Origin of the sequence: Sphingomonas phoenicis, assembly GCF_047238005.1 — a bacterium.
In the GTDB taxonomy this organism is placed as follows: Bacteria; Pseudomonadota; Alphaproteobacteria; order Sphingomonadales; family Sphingomonadaceae; genus Sphingomonas.
The window spans coordinates 125116-142823 of sequence record NZ_JBDFMC010000005.1 but is presented as its reverse complement, the minus strand read 5'-3'; the positions used below and the strand labels follow the sequence as shown (position 1 = coordinate 142823).

19 protein-coding genes are annotated in these 17708 nt (G+C 65.6%); 13 read left to right on the top strand and 6 right to left on the bottom strand.

The window, feature by feature from the left end; translation table 11 throughout:
- Positions 1 to 37 precede the first annotated feature (37 nt).
- A complete protein-coding gene (locus tag ABC319_RS19540) occupies positions 38 to 1150 on the bottom strand; it encodes a sensor histidine kinase (protein WP_413071934.1) in 1113 nt (370 codons plus the stop codon).
- Between the two features lie 174 nt (positions 1151 to 1324).
- Between ABC319_RS19540 and ABC319_RS19535 the strand changes: the two genes are divergently transcribed.
- Positions 1325 to 1681, top strand: coding sequence for a response regulator (locus ABC319_RS19535; protein WP_413071933.1), 357 nt, complete (start codon positions 1325 to 1327; stop codon positions 1679 to 1681).
- A gap of 33 nt (positions 1682 to 1714) precedes the next feature.
- On the opposite strand, the gene ABC319_RS19530 is transcribed toward ABC319_RS19535, so the two are convergent.
- From ABC319_RS19530 to ABC319_RS19510, 5 genes are all read right to left on the bottom strand, one after another.
- Positions 1715 to 5251 (bottom strand): PAS domain-containing protein, encoded by a 3537-nt coding sequence (locus tag ABC319_RS19530; protein WP_413071932.1) that lies wholly within the window; start codon positions 5249 to 5251, stop codon positions 1715 to 1717.
- 328 nt (positions 5252 to 5579) lie between these two features.
- Positions 5580 to 6257, bottom strand: coding sequence for an SOS response-associated peptidase (locus ABC319_RS19525; RefSeq protein WP_413071931.1), 678 nt, complete (start codon positions 6255 to 6257; stop codon positions 5580 to 5582).
- 65 nt (positions 6258 to 6322) lie between these two features.
- A complete protein-coding gene (locus ABC319_RS19520; RefSeq protein WP_413071930.1) occupies positions 6323 to 6622 on the bottom strand; it encodes a hypothetical protein in 300 nt (99 codons plus the stop codon).
- 42 nt (positions 6623 to 6664) lie between these two features.
- On the bottom strand, positions 6665 to 7033 hold the full coding sequence (locus ABC319_RS19515) for a hypothetical protein (RefSeq protein ID WP_413071929.1): 369 nt from the start codon (positions 7031 to 7033) through the stop codon (positions 6665 to 6667).
- 170 nt (positions 7034 to 7203) lie between these two features.
- Complete coding sequence (locus ABC319_RS19510) at positions 7204 to 7575, bottom strand: hypothetical protein (protein ID WP_413071928.1); 372 nt, start codon at positions 7573 to 7575, stop codon at positions 7204 to 7206.
- Between the two features lie 322 nt (positions 7576 to 7897).
- Here ABC319_RS19510 and ABC319_RS19505 point away from each other — a divergent pair, with 322 nt between their 5' ends.
- From ABC319_RS19505 to traW, 12 genes are all read left to right on the top strand, one after another.
- On the top strand, positions 7898 to 8218 hold the full coding sequence (locus ABC319_RS19505; protein WP_413071927.1) for a TrbC/VirB2 family protein: 321 nt from the start codon (positions 7898 to 7900) through the stop codon (positions 8216 to 8218).
- A gap of 35 nt (positions 8219 to 8253) precedes the next feature.
- Complete coding sequence (traL, locus tag ABC319_RS19500) at positions 8254 to 8538, top strand: type IV conjugative transfer system protein TraL (RefSeq protein WP_413071926.1); 285 nt, start codon at positions 8254 to 8256, stop codon at positions 8536 to 8538.
- Between the two features lies 1 nt (position 8539).
- Entirely contained in the window at positions 8540 to 9124 is a 585-nt protein-coding gene (locus ABC319_RS19495; protein WP_413071925.1) for a type IV conjugative transfer system protein TraE, read from the top strand.
- Entirely contained in the window at positions 9121 to 9933 is an 813-nt protein-coding gene (locus ABC319_RS19490; protein ID WP_413071924.1) for a type-F conjugative transfer system secretin TraK, read from the top strand. The genes ABC319_RS19495 and ABC319_RS19490 overlap by 4 nt, the downstream gene beginning before the upstream one ends.
- Positions 9930 to 11258: a TrbI/VirB10 family protein gene (locus ABC319_RS19485; RefSeq protein WP_413071923.1), complete on the top strand. Its 1329-nt coding sequence runs from the start codon at positions 9930 to 9932 to the stop codon at positions 11256 to 11258. The genes ABC319_RS19490 and ABC319_RS19485 overlap by 4 nt, the downstream gene beginning before the upstream one ends.
- A 49-nt stretch (positions 11259 to 11307) precedes the next feature.
- On the top strand, positions 11308 to 12114 hold the full coding sequence (locus ABC319_RS19480; RefSeq protein ID WP_413071922.1) for a DsbC family protein: 807 nt from the start codon (positions 11308 to 11310) through the stop codon (positions 12112 to 12114).
- The gene (locus ABC319_RS19475) at positions 12111 to 12899 is read left to right on the top strand and encodes a conjugal transfer protein (RefSeq protein ID WP_413071921.1); all 789 of its coding nucleotides are present in this window, start codon (positions 12111 to 12113) and stop codon (positions 12897 to 12899) included. The genes ABC319_RS19480 and ABC319_RS19475 overlap by 4 nt, the downstream gene beginning before the upstream one ends.
- A gap of 23 nt (positions 12900 to 12922) precedes the next feature.
- A complete protein-coding gene (gene traC / locus ABC319_RS19470; protein WP_413071951.1) occupies positions 12923 to 15442 on the top strand; it encodes a type IV secretion system protein TraC in 2520 nt (839 codons plus the stop codon).
- Positions 15443 to 15522: 80 nt separating this feature from the next.
- Positions 15523 to 15825: a hypothetical protein gene (locus tag ABC319_RS19465; protein ID WP_413071920.1), complete on the top strand. Its 303-nt coding sequence runs from the start codon at positions 15523 to 15525 to the stop codon at positions 15823 to 15825.
- Positions 15818 to 16486: a TrbI F-type domain-containing protein gene (locus ABC319_RS19460; RefSeq protein ID WP_413071919.1), complete on the top strand. Its 669-nt coding sequence runs from the start codon at positions 15818 to 15820 to the stop codon at positions 16484 to 16486. The genes ABC319_RS19465 and ABC319_RS19460 overlap by 8 nt, the downstream gene beginning before the upstream one ends.
- Positions 16470 to 17060 (top strand): S26 family signal peptidase, encoded by a 591-nt coding sequence (locus ABC319_RS19455; protein WP_413071918.1) that lies wholly within the window; start codon positions 16470 to 16472, stop codon positions 17058 to 17060. Before ABC319_RS19460 ends, ABC319_RS19455 begins: the two co-directional genes overlap by 17 nt.
- Entirely contained in the window at positions 17057 to 17704 is a 648-nt protein-coding gene (gene traW, locus ABC319_RS19450) for a type-F conjugative transfer system protein TraW (RefSeq protein WP_413071917.1), read from the top strand. The genes ABC319_RS19455 and traW overlap by 4 nt, the downstream gene beginning before the upstream one ends.
- Positions 17705 to 17708 lie beyond the last annotated feature (4 nt).

Below are 17708 nucleotides of genomic sequence, written 5' to 3'. Positions count from 1 at the left end.
CCTCCCAGCCTTCTAATCGTTACGCCTGGCACCTCGATCAGGCTTTGCAAGGAAACTCCAGCAGAAGAGCGGTGCCGTTCTCCGACCGCCACTCGGGCACAGCTCCGAGCTGACGCGCCAGCCCTTCAATCAGCGATCTTCCTGTTCCAAATCCTGGTCGTGCTTCCCGGCTTTCTACCGGCAATCCCTTTCCATTATCGCTGATCCAAACCCGTAGTCGATCGTCAATCCTATTCGCCTCAAGCGAGATGATGTTCTCGGTTCCGGTCCGATCGTCTTCAAACGCGTATTTCAGACTGTTGGTCGTGAACTCATTCAGGATGAGCCCGAGCGGAATGGCGGTATCGCTGGATATGCTCAGCTCCTCGATCCCGCCAGCGTCGAGCCGGACCGGCGTCTCCTGATAGAGCTCCAGCCGACATTCGAGGAGCGAGGTTCCATAGGAGCGGAGCGACACGCGATCGCCGCCCTGGGCCGCGTAAACCTGCTCGTGGACGAGGCGCAGCGCCTCGATCCGGCCGCCGATGATCCCCAGCTCCTGGCGCGCATCTTCCGTTTGCGCCTTGTTGATCCGCATTCGTACGAGACTGGTAATCGCGCCGATGTTGTTCTTGATGCGGTGCTGTAGCTCGTGAAGGAGCGTCTGGTTCGTCTCCGCCGCGCGTTGCAGGTCGTGCACCTTGTTCAGACGATCGATGACCGGTCCGAGGATGGTCGCATAGGTCCGCAGAAACTCGGTCGTTTCCTCGTCGGGCTTCCAAATATCGCGGCTGTCCACCTGCAGCAGCCCGTAGGGCTTCCGGCCGGGAAGGAAGATCGGCACGTTGACGATGCCGACGACGCCGGCCTCCTTCAAGAGGTCGGGAAATACGAACCGCTCCTCGTTGAGGATGTCGGGCGTGAGGACCGGCTCGCCCAACTCGACGGCATAGGTCTCCGACGAACGCTCGCTCATGGGCAATCGGACATGGCCGACGATGCCCGGCGGCCAGCCGACGCCCGCCCGAACGAACAGGGTTCGATCTTCTTCCTCGATCTCGATGACCTTGGCGAGATCGGTGCCCAGCGCCTCCCCGACCAGGCGACAGGCTTCGGTCAGCACGCCGTCCAGGTCCTCGCACTCCAAGGCGAGGTCCCCGAAATCGGCCAAATTCGCTGCCGCCGCCTCATGCTCTCAAGATCAGCCACGGTGCCCCCTATGCTAAGACTGCTCTCCTAGCCGACGATAGGCGAGATGACACGGATACTTGCCCACCTCCCGCGGGTTAAGTCCTGACAAACCAAGGGGAGTTCACGTGCCCTCACCGTCCGGAGCCGCCGCGTCATGTCCAGTAAGCTGCTCGCCGGGCGTCGGGTGCTCATCGTCGAGGACAATTTCCTCCTCGCGCTGGGTCTAACAGGAACACTGGAAGCCGCGGGCGCAGAGATAATCGGGCCGGTGGCGAGCGTGCGAGACGCGCTTGACGCGCTCGATCCGCTGCCGGACGCAGCCACGCTGGATGTGCAGCTCGGAGAGGAAACCTCGTTCCCGATCGCCGACGAGCTGGCTCGACGGGGCGTACCGTTCATATTCGCGACCGGCACGGCCTGCGCCATACCTGCCGCGCACCGGGAACGCCCGATCTGCCACAAGCCAGTCTCAGATCATGCGCTTCTGGAGGCGCTTGCCGATGTGCTGTGATACGGCGGAAGGCCGCTCCCCAAACCGCGACGGTTAGCTGACCTTTGGCATGGCAGCACAGCGCAAGCCCAAGTCGCGGAGCGCCTCGGCGAGCTTCGCGCCCGTGTAGGGCTTCGGCAGGACGCCCGTGCATCGGTCGCCAGCAAACTTCTCCGCCAGCTCGGCCGCGTGTTCACCACTCGCGATCAGGACAGGCATATCCATATGCAGCGCCCGGAGTTCAGCCAGCAAGGAATCGCCCTTCTTGTCCGGGAGCGCTGCATCGAGCACTATCACGTCGTACCGTCCCTGCGCCGCGCGCACCTTCATGAGCGCTTCCGCTGCGGTCGCCGCCTCGTCAGCAGCGTAGCCAAGGCCACCCAGCGCCTCCGCCACGAAGGCGCGGACAGTCGGCTCGTCCTCCACGATCAGCACGCGCTGGTTCCTCCCGCTTTCAAGCATGTCGCGCACCTTGGCCGCCAGCGCCTGGAACGTGAACGGCTTGGCGATCATCTCCACGCCCTCATCAAGCCGGCCGCCGTGAACGATGGCGTTCCTGGTATAGCCGGAGGTGTAGAGCACCTTCAGGTCGGGCTGGCGCTGTCGCAGCTCGTCAGCCAACTCGCGGCCTGACATGTTCGGCATGACGACGTCGGTGAAGAGGAGGTCGATCGGTTCCGCCTGACGCTCCATCAGCCGGATCGCCGAGGGCCCGTCATGCGCCTCCAGCACGCGGTAGCCAAGCTCGCGCAAGCACTCCACGGTGTACGCGCGCACGTCGTCGTCGTCCTCCACCGCCAGGATCATCTCCTGTTGCCGGCTTACCTCCAGGCCCTCGACCAGATTGCCCGATCCGGGCTCGTCGCCGGCGTCGGACAGGAGGCGGGGCAAATAGATCTTGACCGTCGTGCCCTGGTCCTCCTCCGAGTAAATTTTCACGTGCCCGCCCGACTGCTTCGTGAATCCGTAGATCTGAGAAAGTCCCAATCCCGTGCCTTTACCGACCTCCTTGGTCGTGAAGAACGGCTCGAAAACGCGGCTCAGCGTGTCTCGGTCCATGCCCTTGCCCGTGTCGGTCACCGCGATGACTACGTAGTTGCCCGGGGCAACTTCGGCGTGGTTCGCGGCATAGGCATCGTCCAGTCTGGCGTTCGCCGTCTCGATGGTGAGCGTGCCCCCCTTCGGCATGGCGTCACGCGCGTTCACCGCCAGGTTCAGGATCGCGGATTCGAGCTGGTTGGGGTCGGCCTCGACGCGCCACAGGCCCGGCGAGGTCACGATCTCCACCTTGACCGTCTCGCCCAACGTCCGATTGAGCATGTCGGACATGGCCGCGACCAGCTTGTCCACGTCCAGCGGCTTGGGCGCCAGAGGCTGCTTGCGCGAAAAGGCGAGCAACCTCTGGGTAAGGGCCGCGGCACGCTCCGCGCCCTTCATCGCTGATTCCAGCGCGCGCTTACTCCTCGCGTCCGATACCCCGGCCGCCTGTAGTGCGCGGGTCGCCATATCGACGTTCCCGGTCACGATAGTTAGCAGGTTGTTGAAGTCATGAGCGATGCCGCCCGTGAGCTGGCCCACCGCTTCCATTTTCTGCGCCTGACGGAGCGCCTCCTCCACCTGCTCGCGCTCGGCGATCGCGGCGTCGACACGGCTCTCAAGCGAAGCGTTGAGGTCACGAAGCGCATCCTCGGCGCGTTTGCGCGCGGTCACGTCCTTGAACAGCACGGCCACTTGCCGACGCTCGGGGGGCTCGACGGGGAACGCAGCAAGCTCCAGATAGCGGCCGGTCGCCGTTAGCTCCTGCTCGAAACGGATCGCCTCTCTCGTTTCCAGGACGCCGCGGAAGGTGCGCACCCAGAGGTCGGCCTCGTCGCCGACCACCTCGCGCAGGCGCTTGCCGACGATGTCGGGGATGCCGGCGTTTGTCGCGTAAGCAGTGTTGGCCTCGACATGGATGTAATCGGACAAGGGGCCATGCGGGCCGTCGATGAACTCGATAACACAAAAGCCCTCGTCGATTGTGTCGAACAAGGTCCGGTAGCGCGCCTCGCTTTCCGCAAGCCTGGCTTGCACCTCCTTGCGCTCGGTGATGTCCACCGACGAACCGACGAGCCCGACCACCTTGCCATCGTTGTCGAGGAGCGGGGCCTTTGTGGAAAGCCACACGGCACGGCTGCCGTCCGGAAAACTGATTTCCTCCTCAAGCTGTTCGACCTCGCCGCTGTCCATGATGCGACGGTCGTTCGCCATGACCAGCGCAGCTTGCTCGGCGTCATCCAGGAACTCGGCGTCGGTCCTGCCAATGACGTCGGGCAACGGCTTGCCGACCAACTCGGATGTGCCGCGGTTCGCGGCCAACATGCGGCCGTCGCGGTCCTTGGCATAAACCACGCCCGGCACCGCATTTGTGAAGGTGCGCAGCAGGGTCAGCGCCTGGTCGCGCTCCTGTTCGACCGCCCGCCTGCTCTCCACGTCCAGCAGCACGCCCGGGAAGCGGACGGACGCGCCCGTCTCGTCCTTATCAACGCGGCCGTTCGCCTCGATCCAATAGTATCGCCCGTCAGCCCGGCGCACCCGGTATTGGTGTGCGTAGCGGCCGCCTCGCGTGACTGCTTCGTCAATTGCAGCGGTCAGGCCATCCCGATCCTCTGGGTGAACGGTCGCGATCACCTGCTCAAGGCTCAGCCCCTCGCGCCCGAGCTTGGGGTCGAGCCCGAACGCGGTCGCAAACCGCTCGTCGACCGAGAAGCTGTCTCGGATAAGGTCCCAGTCCCAGGTGCCGATGATCGCGCCTGCGTCGAGGGCGAGCTGGACGCGCTCCGCCTCGCGCCTGAGCGCGCGTTCCGCTTCATGCCGCTCTGTGATGTCGCGGAAGAAGATCGCCAGTCCCTCCTCTACCGGGAAGGCGCGCATCTCCAGCCAGGTGTGGCGGCCATCGCCCCACTCGTAGCAATGCTCCAGTTCGACGGGCACACGCTCGGACATCGCACGCTTGTAGAGACGGCCGATCTCGCTCTCTTCCGTACCGGGGTGAGCTTCCCAATGGGTCCGGCCAATCAGCGCCTCGCGGGGGCAGGACTCAAGCCGCAACGCCTCCTCGTTGACGTCGAGGATACGGAAGTCGTGATCGAGCAGCGCAAAGCCCTCGCCCATGCCGTTCAGCACGCGCCGGAGCCGAGCCTCGGCCCCGCGTGCGGCCCGCTCGGTCGCAACAAGGTCGGACACCTCGGTGTTGATGCCGAACCAGCGTCGCACGCTGCCCGTCGAGTCTCGGACGGGCGTGGCCCGGGTCTGGAACGGCCGGAACACGCCGTCTGCGCCCCGCAAGGGGAACGTCATCGCGAACGGCTCGCCGGTCGCGAGCGCCTCCGTCCATTGCCGCTCGATCTCAGGCAGGAGCTGCGGATCGTGCACTGCACGCCAGCCCCACCCTTCCATCGCGGCGGGCGTAGTGCCGCAATAGTCATGCCAGCGCCGGCTATACCAGACGATGTAGCCATCGCCGTTCGCAAGCCAGCACGCCGCAGGCAGGTGGTCGGCAAGCAGGCGGAACTCGTCTGCCTCTACTGTGCTCGCCGAGAGGTCGGTCAACGTCCCTTCAACGGGCACGCTGCTTAACCAAAACGGGCGCTTGGGTTCGGGTGCGGGCGGGCGATTGGCCAACGTCAGTCCACGTTTTAATTGCGCTAATCCTATTCTCTCAGCCATGTCGGATAACAGCGCAGTTTGGCTCGTAAAAGCGTAAATCGCCTCGCGAGCCGACGAGGTTAAGTGACCATCGGGGCTACGGCACCACGCCAGCGAGCGTCTCGATCAGCACAGAGTCCGAGACTGGCGACCGTTCTGGCGCGAGCAGATGATCAGGCTCCTCACCCTCCAGAGCAAGCCGGCGATCGGCCGCGTCAACGCCACCCGATCGCTAGGCGTCGATCTCGATAAGTTCGTCGCTAGGCGTGTTGACCTGGCGGATCATCTCGCCGGCATAGGGCCGGACGAGCGCCTTTGCCTCTGCCAAGGCTCCGTCCAGCCAGCCTGTCAGATCGGCTGGGCTAAGAATCGCTGGCATCGCCTTCGGGTGCCACGGCTTCACGAACTCGTTCGGCTTGGTCGTCACGAAGGCGTAAGCCTCGCCTCGCTCCGTCTGCTGCCATAGGCCGGCGAAGAAGCCGATCGGCTGGTCCGGCAACGCGAACCACATCTGCTTGGGCTTGCCGTCGTCCCCCTTGCCACCTTCAGGATGAGGCTCGGCGAACCAGGTGAAGGGCACGATGCAGCGCTGGACCGGGGACGCCAGCGGCGTCCTCCACATCTCGATGTGGAGGTGGCGAGCGTTGGTGACATATCTGTCCAACGCGACCTCCGGGTCGCGTTTGCTCGGCACCTTGGTCGGGAAGCCCCACTCCATCAGGACCATTTCGAGCGGCCGGTTCCCGGTGCTCTGCCGACGCACCACGGGTCCGTGCCTCGCCGTCTTCTTGCCGGTCGGGAAGATCTCTCGCGGCGGTGGCAACACTTCGTCAGGAGCGAAGGCCGGGTCGAAACCGCACGCGCGCAACACCGCAGCCTGCTTGGCGGATATTCGATAGCGATTGCACACGCTCTGCCGTCCTCCTGAGCTTCCTGGGCTATGCGCTTCGGGCGTGTCTTACCCCGACGCACTCCTTAGCCGCCACCCCGGTCGGCTGCGGCGCCGCAGTCAGGTGAAGGCGAAGACGGTCGGTGGGACATGAACTCGTGCCAGAGGAACATGTCGGCGCTGATCAGCTCGAAGACGGCGTTGATCGCGGCGTCGCGGGACGGGAGTCCGAAATTGGCCTTGATCCGCTCGACCACATCAAGAGATGCCGGGGAGAGAGCGACAGAGGCGCGGCGGTAGCCGGCGCCCACCTCTTTCTGACGGCTGCGGCGCATCGATGCGGTGCTGCGCTTCAGCGTTTCGGGTTTTGCCGCATCTTCGGTCATGGCCCGCTGTACCGATGTCAGCCGCTGTGTCGAACGATGAGTCTACGAGAGGCCATGCCCTGGCGGCTGCGGTCGAACGAACGATCGCGCAAGCGTGGCCGCCGCTTCCCTCGCGCAGAGCTCGACCTGATCTGGCGTGACGGCCTCGGCCGCAATCTCCACCAGACCGCGGCCGTAACCGAATTCGACGGTGATCTTCTCGAAGAACGAAAGGGCGGTCGTACACGCCGACTGAAACTTGGGGTCGAAGTAGCTGAGGTGCGACAGCGCAATGTCGACGGCGAACATGGCTCGGATGGGGTCGATCCCGAGAACTTGCACGAACTGGTCGATGATCGGCGCGGTGAGCGGGGTCGTTCCCGCCTTGAGCTTGTTGGTCAGGCTCAGGCTACGGCCGAGCCGCTTCGCCATGTCGACGTTCGTTATCCGTTGCCGTCGCCATTCTTCGACGAACAACCTCCGGAAGCGGTCAAGCCGCTCGATTCGCTGTGACTCCGTCTGTTCCAGGTCTCGCATACCGCAACCCCCCGGGGCTATGGAGCTATCATACGGTCGTATGGAGGGTACCTGTCAACTCACTTTTAACGATTTGGTTCCGCGCCCTCGAATGGTGGTGCTGAAAAAATGCAGACTAGCCCAACAGCCAGGGTTAGCCGAACCGACGCCGGTTCGGCATCGCACCCGGAAATCCGCAGTCGAGCCGCATGAAAGACCTCCCGCTGGGACAGCTGTATCCTCAGTGAAATGCGAATATCGCCGGCCTCGTCGAACTTGAGGCTCTTGGCGACCTTGGCTTCCTGGTCCGGCGCAGCGAGGAAGTCCTCAAGCCCTTTCAACACGGTAGCGGTCAGCGGCTCGAAGCGCTGCACGGCGATCGAGTGCGCGCGCATGGCATCCGCAGCCAGCCGGAAGAGCCGCTTTCCAACCTTGAGCGTGTAGATCGCCGTCGACATCCCGGCGGCACTCTATGCTTCATCCCGGACGCATTCCAGTGAAGCGCTCGTCATGAGGGTTGCGGCGGCCCATCGGAGGCAGTCGGGCGAATCACGTTGGGCCATCTAGATCTTCAGGCGTTGATCATCGACCGTGTAAGCCAATTACACACCGTATAAGCCCGTTACACGACAGTGTAAGCTGGATACATGAAGATGTAAGCCGCTTACACAGAAGTGTGTAATAGTTTGAGCAAGAACAGATAACGCTTGCGCGCTTAATAGGTTTCCATTCCCTTAACGCAGGCGACGCAATTTGCTTCGTCTTGTTAGGGGAAAGAGCATGCACGCACTTTCGATGGAAAGGGACCGTACCAACGGAGTCCTTCTCGGCCTGGCGATCATCGCGGTCGTGATGGTCCTGGGCGCGTCGGCCGCCTTCGCTGGCGCCGATACGACGTTCAATACCGCACTGACCAAGTTCACCGACTTCCTCCAGGGGTCGGGCGGCAAGGTCATCACCGTGATGAGCCTGGCCGGCGGCATCGTGGCGCTCGCCTCGGGTCGCTTCAGCCTGGGCCAGGTCGCGGTTCCGGTCGCCGTCGGTGTCGGCGCCGGCACCGGCGTCCCGATCGTCACCTCGACCGTCACCGCGACGATCTGAGGCAGGAGCAACCGCTGGGAGGGCGGTCGACGCTTATGGACCGGTACACCATTCCTTCGCATCTGGATGACCCGGAGCTGATCGGCTTCTGGACGCTGGACGAGTTCCTCGCGATGGCGATCCCGTTCATCTGGGGGATCCTGTCGCAGCACATCCTGATCGGATTGATGGTTGCGGGAGTGGGTTGGTGGGGTTTTCGCAAACTTAAAGCCGGCAAGGCCTCCTCGTGGATTCTCCACATGGCCTATTGGCATCTGCCTTCAAGCTTCACAGGTCTCAAGGCGACGCCGCCTTCCCACCTTCGCGTGATGGTGGGCTGAGATGGATTATAGTGTCGGGCTCGCGCAGTCGCAGCGGGTCATCAAACAGCGCAATGCCCTCGGCATCGCCGCCCTCTGCCTCGCCGCGCTGGCCGTGATCCTCTTCCTGGTCGGCGCGACGCGCGACCGTGAGATCGTCCTCCAGCCGATCGCCCGTACCCCGCTGACGCTGTCGTCGAGCGGCGTGTCGGAAGACTATCTCGAGATGGTCACGCGCGACACCGCGCTGATGACGCTCAATCGCAGTCCCGAGAATCTCGATTACTGGATGGAGTCGATCCTCGCGATCGCGACCCCCGAGTCACACGGCGCGCTGAAGCGCGACCTGATGAAGATCGTGACGGAGCAGAGCGGGTCGAGCATCAGCCAGTATTTCACGATCTCCAGCATGAAGGTCGACCCCAAGGCGCTCACGTCTCAGGTCTCCGGCACGCTGCACACCGTCGTCGGCTCGAAGTCGGTCACCGCCGAGCCGAAGACCTTTCGGTTCTACTGGGCGTATCGCGGCCTGTCCCTGCAGCTGAAGGGCTTCGGGATGGTGACCAAGGCCGATCCGAGCGGCGCCTCGAACGGAGGCGACGCATGACCCCCTTCTTCGCCTACGGGCTCATGGCGAGCGGCGCGGCCGTGGCGTCGCGCTGGTGCCATCTCTCGCGGGGCATCGGTGCCGGGATGATCGCGGTGGGCGTCCTTGTGCTCGCGTCGCCGGCCTGGGCCGATGAGCATGTTTTGGCGCGCGACAACAGCGAGGTCAGCTGCACGGTCTCCAAAAGCGGGCTCACACGGGTGAGCCTGAAAGACGACCGCTTCGCTAGCGTGTCCAAGCTTACGACGGGTGTGGAGGCAGACGATTTCACCGTCGTCAACGAGCCGACGCGCGGGGACATCTACCTCTCCGTCCCGGAAGGTTTCTCCCGCGCCAAGGTGTCGTTCTTCGGCACCACGGCTAAGGGCTACGTCTATAAATTCGCCTGCCGGCTTGGAGCGGACGACGCGCAACAGGTCTTTGTCGAGAACAAGGACATCCTCGGCGATAACGCCCCCGAGGTCGCGCGGGCGTCGGTGTCGCCGCAGGAGGCATCCGCTTCGCTCGTCCAGGCGATGTATCAGTCGGCGTCGCTTGACGGCTTCGACGTGATCCCGGCCGGCACGGAGCCGGTGATGGTCGGCACCCTGAAGGTACAGATGGTCACCGAGTACCGGGGCGCGGCGCTCGCCGGCCGGGTCCTCAAGATCGAGAACAAGGGTCGTCAACCGGTCTCGCTCGGCGAGGGCACGATCGCCCCCTCAAACGCGATCGCGGTCAGCGTCGCCAATCCTCAACTCAAGCCCGGTGAGGCGACGACAGCCTATATCGTCACTCCGTCGGGCCTCGCCAACGGAGCCCGGCCATGAGCCTCGCCGACATGTTCAAGCGCAAGCCCAAGCAGCTCGACGCCGACACGGAAGAGGGCGACGGCACGGACATGATGGCCGGGAACGACGCCGTCCGGAAGAAGCAGCTCCTCTATATGTCTGGGGGTGCTGCCATCGCGCTGGTGCTGGGCTCCTGGTACATCATGGGCGACAACAAGGCGGCGACGGTCGCCGACGCGAATGGCCGCGAGACCAAGATCGCGACCGACGATATCGTCAACCGCAACATGTCGCAAAAGGAGTGGCAGGCCGCTTCCGAAGCGCAGATGCAGTCGATGAACAACCAGCTGAAATCGGTTGATGGCCAGGCGGCGCAGATGCGTCAGCTTCAGGAGCAGGTTGCCGCCCTTCAGGGGCAGAACACGTCCATGGCGTCGGACGGCCAGCGAGTGATGGGCGCTTATCAGCAGGAGAACGATCAGCTTCGCCAGCAGCTCGCGCAGGCCCGGACCGCCCCGCCTCCCGCACCAGCCGCAGCCCCGATGTACGGACCGGCGGGACCGCAGAACTACCGGACGCCCGGAGCGCCGGTGACGCCGGCCGAGGCTGCGGCGGCGGCCGCGGCGGGCGGCTCCCCGCGCCAGATCAAGCTGGTGTCCTTCGAGGGTGGCCCTTCAGGAACCGCCACGCGGATCTCCGGCGGCACTACCAGCTATACGGACAGTCCCAATTACCTGCCGCCGAACTCAATTGCGCAGGCGAAGGTCATCGTCGGCGTCGACGCCTCGGCGGGCGTTCAGTCGCAAACCGACCCGCTGCCCGTCGTCCTCCGCATCACCGGGCCAGCGCGGTCCGTGTACCGCGATGGTAAGCTGCTGACGACGCGCATCCAGGGCTGCCTCGTCAATGGCGCGGCGCGCGGCGACCTGAGCAGCGAGAAGGTCTACGTCAAGCTGCAGCGGATGACCTGCCCGCAGGCGAACGGGCGCTATGCGGTTTCCGACGTGAAAGGGTTCATCTCGTTCGCGGGCAAAACTGGCGTCCGCGGCCGCGTGGTGAGCCGCGAGGGCGGTCTGGTCGGCCAGGCCTTTCTGGCTGGCGTTGCAGGCGGGTTCGGCCGTGGTTTTTCGGCCAACACCGATGCGGTTCTGAACGGAACGAACGTCACTGTAAACGGGAAGCGTCAGCAGCTCGGCATCGGCGAACTCGCGCAAGGCGGCCTCGGCAGCGGCGTCGCGCAGTCGGCCGACATGGTCAGCAAGTACCTGATCGAGCGGGCCGAGCAGTACCAGCCGGTGATCGAGATGCCGACCGGCATCAACGTCGAGATCGTCTTTCTCGAGGGCGTCTTCATCCAGAACTGAGCCGGCCAGAGCGGAAGCAAGCGGGTCGGGAGCGAGAGGCGGAATGCACATGGCACAAGGATCGATCCTCGCAGCCCTGGGCGGCATCATGATGCTGACCGGCAGCGCGGCCGCGCCGACCACGGCGCAGGTGGAGGCGGCGCTCAAGGAGCGTCTGCCGAAGACCAAGGTGACCTCGGTCGACTGCTCCAAGGTGGACGGCCTTTGCGAAGTGGTGGCGGGGCAGAACCTTTTCTATGTCGACCGGAGCGCCCGCTTCCTCGTCATCGGGCGCATCTACGACATGCAGACGCGCCAGGATCTGACGGCAGCCCGCCTCCTCGCTCTGAACCCTGACATGCTGGTCAGCAGCGCCGCGCGGGCCAACGCCGCGGCCGATGCGCCCGAGGCTCCGACGGCCGGCGCCGGTACGCGGGTGACGCAACCGGCCGTCGCGCAGCGGCTCGATCTCTCGCGTCTCTCCAACAAAGGAGCGATCGTGTGGGGCAGCGGCCCTCAGAAGGTGACCGTCTTCTCCGACTTCCATTGCGGCTATTGCCGCGCGCTCAGCGCGACGCTCGAGACGATGAACGTCACCGTGATCGAGCGGCCGATCTCCGTGCTGGGCAGCCGCGAGATCGCCGACCAGGTGCTGTGCTCCCGCGACCGGCATGCGGCGGTCCGCGCCGCCTATGCGCAGGACCCGATCAAGTCCGGCCCCAGGTGCGACACCAGCGGGCTCGACGAGAACGAGGCGTTCGCGCGCGCGCACGGCCTGAACGGCACGCCGGTGATCGTCCGCTCGGATGGCGCCGTGATCGAGGGCTTCAAGCCGAAGCCGCTTCTCGCCCAATGGCTGAAGGGAGCCAAGTCATGAGGAAGGGTGTCATCCGTCTGCCGGCGTGCCCGGTGTCCGACTACCGTCCGCTCCGCAAGCGTCTCGCCACGGTAGCCCTCCTGGGAAGCCTGGGTACGCTGGCGAGCTGCACCACCTTCGGGACCAACATCAAAGGATCGTTCTCCTGCGGTGCGGCCTCGCAAGGCAGCTGCGCCCCGGCGACGGTGATCGACGACAAGGCGCTTGCCGAGATCACGCAGGACACGAGTTTCCAGCCCGCTGGCCCGTACGCGGCCCCGGCCCGGCAGGCCGCTCCTCAGCGGATCGCCTTCACCGCGGGAGCGCCTGCAGAAGTCTCGCCGCAAAAGGTGCTCCGGATCGTGTTCCCGGCGCATGTCGATGGCGCCGGCCGTTACCACGAGACGAGCGTGGTCCAGGCAGTCGTCGACAACGGCCAATGGATGGCGGCGACGAACGGCCACGGGCCGGCGCTTGCCGCCGCCAGCACACTCAACGTCAGCCCCGAGATCCTGTCGCAGCTCGGCGCGCCTATCCCGGGCCAGCCGCAGGAGGTGTCGGCCGCGGACACCGTGCCCCAGCCGGTTGCGAAGGCGACCGCGCCGACCGTCGCGGCGGTCGCAGCCGCGCGCGCCAAGGCGCGCCCGGGCGCCAGGCCGGTCGCGAGCGCCGCGATCCCGCAAGCCGCGCGCACCGCATCGTCCGCGCCGCGGGTCAGCGCCAGGCAGGACAGCGAGGCTCAGCGGTACGCATCCACGGCCCCGAGCAATCGGCCGGCATCGTTCAATCCGTCGGTGGAGAACTGACCGTGGCCCCGAAATCCGGTCTCATGGCCCGGCTGCTGGGCGACGCGCGCGGGGTCGATCAGGGCACCCCTTCGCACGGCGCACCCATGCTGTCGCAGTGGCTTCCCTACCGCAGCTTCGACCGCAAGACGAACCTGTTCTACCAGACGGACTCGGTCGCGTTCGCACTGGAAGTCGCACCGCTGATGGGCGCCGACGAGCGTACCGGCGAGATCCTGGCGCAGCTGCTGTCCGAAAACATTCCGGCCGGCGCGCGCGTCCAGATCCTGGCGTTCCAGAGCCCCCGTGTGGGTAGCCTCATTGCGCGATACGCACTCCCGCGCTTCGCCGCGGGCGGCGTCCACCGAAAGATCGCGGAGCATCGCTCGGCGTTTTTGCGCTCGGGTGCGTGGTTCACGATGTCGAAGGACGGCCCCTTCCACGTCCGCAACCATCGGGTCTTCCTCTCGCTGTCGATCGCCAACGGCAAGTCGACTCCGGCCGAGATCTCCGCGGTGCGCGACAGCATTGTCTCGACGCTGCAGTCGATCAACATGGCGACCAGCAGCCTGGGTCCGGTCGACCTCATCAGCCTGATCGACGATATCACCGCGCCGGCGTTCGACGTCACCGATCACGCGACCGAGTATTCGGAGTATGACCCGATCGCCGACCAGTGCGTCCGGCGCGACGTCCAGACCGTCGTCCAGGCCGATCGGCTGCTCGTCTCGGTCGAGCCGCTCCGCGCCGTGACCAACCTGTCGGGTGAGACCCATTACGAGGAGATCCGGCCCGACACCTTCGACTACCGCTTCTTCTCGGTTCGCAATTTCCCGAACCGCTGGGCGCCGTGGGACGTCCAGAAGGTCATCGGCGACATGTTCTCCGACAAGCTGCGACCCGGCTGTCCGACGCTCACCTCGCTCTGCCTGTGCTACCAGGACGAGCAGGCCGCGTCGTCGAAGGCCAGCTACAAGTTCATGCGCACCTCCAGCCTCGCGGACAGCAAGTCCGCGCGGCTGCTGCCCCAGCTCAAGGACCAGAGCCGGGAGTGGGAGCATGTGAGCCAGGAGCTCCGCCTCGGCAAGAAGCTGGTCCAGGCCTATTATGCCGTCGGTATCATCAGCCCAAAAGGGTCGGGTGATGCGAACGAGCGCACGCTGAAGTCGATGTACAAGGCGGCCGGCTGGGACCTGCTGGACGAGCGGTTCCTGCAGATCATGGCCTTCATGTCCTGCCTGCCGATGACACTCGCAAACGGGCTCGACGCCGACCTCAAGCGCATGAAGCGGCTGCGGACCATGCTGACCAGCACGGCCGCAAACATGCTCCCGATCCAGGGCGAGTACCTCGGCGGACCTCTGCCCCACCTGATGTTCGTCGGGCGGCGCGGGCAGCCATTCTTCTGGTCGCCGTTCGAGAACAAGGCGGGCAACCACAACGTCGCGGTCTTCGGGAAGTCCGGTTCCGGCAAGTCGGTCGCGCTGCAGGAGCTCTGCGCGGCCTTTGCCGGCGTCGGTGCCAAGATCATCGTGATCGACGATGGGCGGTCGTTCGAGCACATGGCCAAGAGCCTCGGCGGCAACTTCGTCGAGTTCCGGCTCCGCGACGGCTTCAGCCTCAACCCGTTCTCGATGATCGACGAGTCGCTTGTCGCCCACGACGAGGACTATCTCGTCGACGCGCTGGCGATGCTCAAGTCGATCATCGGGCAGATGGGCCGCCACGTCGACAAGCTTACCGACACCGAGCGAGGCCTGATCGACAGCGCCGTCAACCGGGTTTGGGAGGCTAAGGGCCGGGACGGCTCGGTCGACGACGTCGTGTCGGCCCTTAAGGACGACGGCACGCCCCAGGGCGCGGACCTCGCGATCGCGATGTTCCCATTCTCCGCTGGCGGCACCTACGGCCGCTTCTTCAAGGGCGCGGCGTCGGTCGACATGTCGAGCGCGCTGACCGTGTTCGAGCTGTCGGACCTGTCGAGCCGCGAGGAACTCCGGTCCGTCGTGCTGACCGCCATCATGTTCCTGTCGTCGCAGACGATGCGGCGCATGGATCGCCAGGTCCCGAAGGCCCTGCTGATAGACGAGGCGTGGCAGATGCTCCGCGGCGGGTCGATGGCCGACTTCGTCGAGACCTACAGCCGCACGTGCCGCAAGTACGGGGCGTCGCTAATCACGGCGACGCAGAGCCTCAACGATTATTACAAGTCCGAGGGGAGCCTCGCCGCGCTGGAGAACAGCGACTGGTCCGTCATCCTGATGCAGAAGCCGGACACGATCTCCGACTTCCAGAAGCACGGCCGGTTCGACATGGACCCGTACACCGAGAGCCTGCTGCGGTCGCTCAAGCGGAACGGTGCCGAATACTCGGATATCATGATCAAGGGGCCGGACAGCCAAGCCGTGGGTCGGCTCGTCCTCGATCGATACTCCGCCACACTTTATTCCTCTAGCCCACAGACGTTCGCGGCAATCGAGCACCTGATCGAGCAGGGCCTGTCGATGGACCAGGCGATCGAGCGCGTCGCCTTTCCGGAGCAGTATATGGAGGCCGCGGAGTGAGCGCCTCCAGCTCCCCGGCCACAGTGTGGCCTACGGGTGCCCGCTTGTCCCGGGATAGCGAGCGCATAGACCTCAGGCGCTTGATCGCCGATGCGAGCTACGCCGCGCTACGGCTCTCGGCCTGGCTGATCACCACCACGCTCGCCAGCTTGGGCGTATTCATGCTGTTGTTCCTGATGATCGGCGACTTCACGCCGCTCGGGTTCTTCTCGCAGCTAGGCAATCTCGGCACCCGCTTCGTCGCCGCGGACGAGCTGCGCCGCTCCAGTTTCATGGGCCAAGTCGACGTCGTCGCGGCCGTGATCTTCGCGCTCGTCACGGTCGCCCGCTGGCGGCTCCTCCTCACCATCCTCGTGCCACGGAAAGGCGACCGACATGGCTGATGTTCTGGAAGAAGACCGGCCGGTAGCCGCACCGATTCATCCCGCGACCTCGGACGCTGGCGCCCCGAGGCCCCACCCCGCCCGCGGCCCTGTGGCCCGCCCCGCCCCGACGAAGAAGGAAGGCCTGCCGCCGATCACCTGGGCGCTGGCGACAATCGCCGTCGCGATGCTGCTCTGGGGAGCTTGGGTGACCAAACACATCGCCGCCCCGCCCGCGCAAATCCCGATGGCGAGCGTCCGCCTCGAGGCGCTCGTGACCGAATACGTGCAGGCGCAGAGCCACGCCAACGGCACGCCCGACGCGGTCACCCAGCAGACCGCACGGTTTATGGGCGCAATCGACGACGAGCTGAAACGCATCGGCGCGAACGGCACGACCGTGCTGGTCGGCGAGGCAGTCCTGTCGAAAAACGTCCCCGATATCACCGATCAGGTCCGCAAGGCGGTGTATGCGAAGGTGCCGCTGCCGACGGCCGCGCCGGCAGCGTCGCCGCAGGTCGGCGCCGCAGCGCCGGTGCCGTCGGGCGCCCAAGAGACGCCCGGCGCGCCTGCTGGTGTCGCTTCTTCGCCGTTCGCGGCCGCCATAGCGGCTCCGGCGGGTCCTGCGCTCCCTGGCGTGACACCGTCGCTCGCGGGAGGCGGCAATGGCGTTGCGAATTGATGCCCGCCTGCAGGGCGACCTCTTCGCGGCCGTCCCGTCTCGCGGCTCGGATGCGTCGGGGCGTCCCGGGCTCGGCCGCAAGCGACTGAGGCAATGGGGCGCGGTCGCGCTGCTAGCGGTCGTCATGGCCAGCTACAACGCCATCAGCGACTGGCGCGAGACGCACGCCTTCATGATCAACGCCAGCGAGAGCCTGCCCAATTGGGCGTTCTTCGTCGCGAAGGGCAAGGCAGCGGGCAAGGGCGAGTACGTCTTCTTCGTGCCGCCCGACAACGCGCTGGTGCGTCGGCACTTCGGCCCCGCCTCCGGCCCCTTCGGCAAGCGCGTGATTGGCATGCCCGGCGATACGGTGTCCCACGACGGCCCTTGGGTGCTGGTGAACGGGGTGCGCGTTGCGCACATGAAGCCCCGCTCGCGGTTCGGCGAGGCGCTGACCCCTGGGCCGGTCGGGCGCGTCCCCGAGGGCTGCTTCTATGTCGGCACGCCCCATCCTGACGGCTTCGACAGTCGCTACGCGGAGATCGGGTTCGCCTGCCGCAAGCAGCTGATCGGCACCGGGACGCCGATCCTGTGATGCGCCGGGCTCTCCTTCTCGTTGGCGCCGTGGTCGCCAGCTCGGCCTATCCCTTTGCGCGCGAAGCTCTCGCCCGCGACCACGGCGTCATGGGTCAGACCTGGGGGATAGCCGAGCCGGACCTCCTCTCCACGATCGATGCCAAGCTGAAGTCGATGCAGGCGAACGGCAGCGTCGCCCGCATGCAGGCCGCGCTCGCCGCCAAGGCCGAGGAGCGGGTCCGTAACCCTCTGCCGGTCCCCGGCATCGGTGCTGTGCGGGAGGCACGGAGCTGGACGTTCGACCCGTCGATCGTTCTCGAACGCGACATCCGCGACCAGGAGGGTCGGCTGGTCGCCCAGGCCGGACAGCGGGTGAACCCGCTCTCGTTCGTCAGCATGAAGACCGACCTGGTGTTCATCGACGGCCGCGACGATGCCCAGGTGGAGTGGGCCACCAAGCGCTGGAGCGCCGCGGCCGCCAAGATCATCTTCGTCGCCGGCTCGCCGTTCGAGCGCATGGGCGAGAAGAAACGGCGCTTCTTCTTCGACCAACAAGGCAAGCTGACCGAGCATTTCGGCATCGCCCACGTGCCCGCGATCGTCGCGCCGGCGGGCGAGGCACTGAAGGTCAGCGAGATCGAGCTTCCTGGAGGTGCCTCGTGAACGC

Excerpts from the sequence above, each read along its gene's own strand:
- ABC319_RS19495 (WP_413071925.1), top strand. The coding sequence starts at position 8,540 with ATGGATTATAGTGTCGGGCTCGCGCAGTCGCAGCGGGTCATCAAACAG.
- ABC319_RS19475 (WP_413071921.1), top strand. The coding sequence starts at position 12,111 with ATGAGGAAGGGTGTCATCCGTCTGCCGGCGTGCCCGGTGTCCGACTAC.
- traC (WP_413071951.1), top strand. The coding sequence starts at position 12,923 with ATGGCCCGGCTGCTGGGCGACGCGCGCGGGGTCGATCAGGGCACCCCT.
- ABC319_RS19505 (WP_413071927.1), top strand. The coding sequence starts at position 7,898 with ATGCACGCACTTTCGATGGAAAGGGACCGTACCAACGGAGTCCTTCTC.
- ABC319_RS19520 (WP_413071930.1), bottom strand. The coding sequence starts at position 6,622 with ATGACCGAAGATGCGGCAAAACCCGAAACGCTGAAGCGCAGCACCGCA.
- ABC319_RS19515 (WP_413071929.1), bottom strand. The coding sequence starts at position 7,033 with ATGGCGAAGCGGCTCGGCCGTAGCCTGAGCCTGACCAACAAGCTCAAG.
- ABC319_RS19460 (WP_413071919.1), top strand. The coding sequence starts at position 15,818 with ATGGCTGATGTTCTGGAAGAAGACCGGCCGGTAGCCGCACCGATTCAT.
- ABC319_RS19490 (WP_413071924.1), top strand. The coding sequence starts at position 9,121 with ATGACCCCCTTCTTCGCCTACGGGCTCATGGCGAGCGGCGCGGCCGTG.
- traL (WP_413071926.1), top strand. The coding sequence starts at position 8,254 with ATGGACCGGTACACCATTCCTTCGCATCTGGATGACCCGGAGCTGATC.
- ABC319_RS19535 (WP_413071933.1), top strand. The coding sequence starts at position 1,325 with ATGTCCAGTAAGCTGCTCGCCGGGCGTCGGGTGCTCATCGTCGAGGAC.
- ABC319_RS19485 (WP_413071923.1), top strand. The coding sequence starts at position 9,930 with ATGAGCCTCGCCGACATGTTCAAGCGCAAGCCCAAGCAGCTCGACGCC.
- ABC319_RS19510 (WP_413071928.1), bottom strand. The coding sequence starts at position 7,575 with ATGTCGACGGCGATCTACACGCTCAAGGTTGGAAAGCGGCTCTTCCGG.
- ABC319_RS19480 (WP_413071922.1), top strand. The coding sequence starts at position 11,308 with ATGGCACAAGGATCGATCCTCGCAGCCCTGGGCGGCATCATGATGCTG.
- ABC319_RS19455 (WP_413071918.1), top strand. The coding sequence starts at position 16,470 with ATGGCGTTGCGAATTGATGCCCGCCTGCAGGGCGACCTCTTCGCGGCC.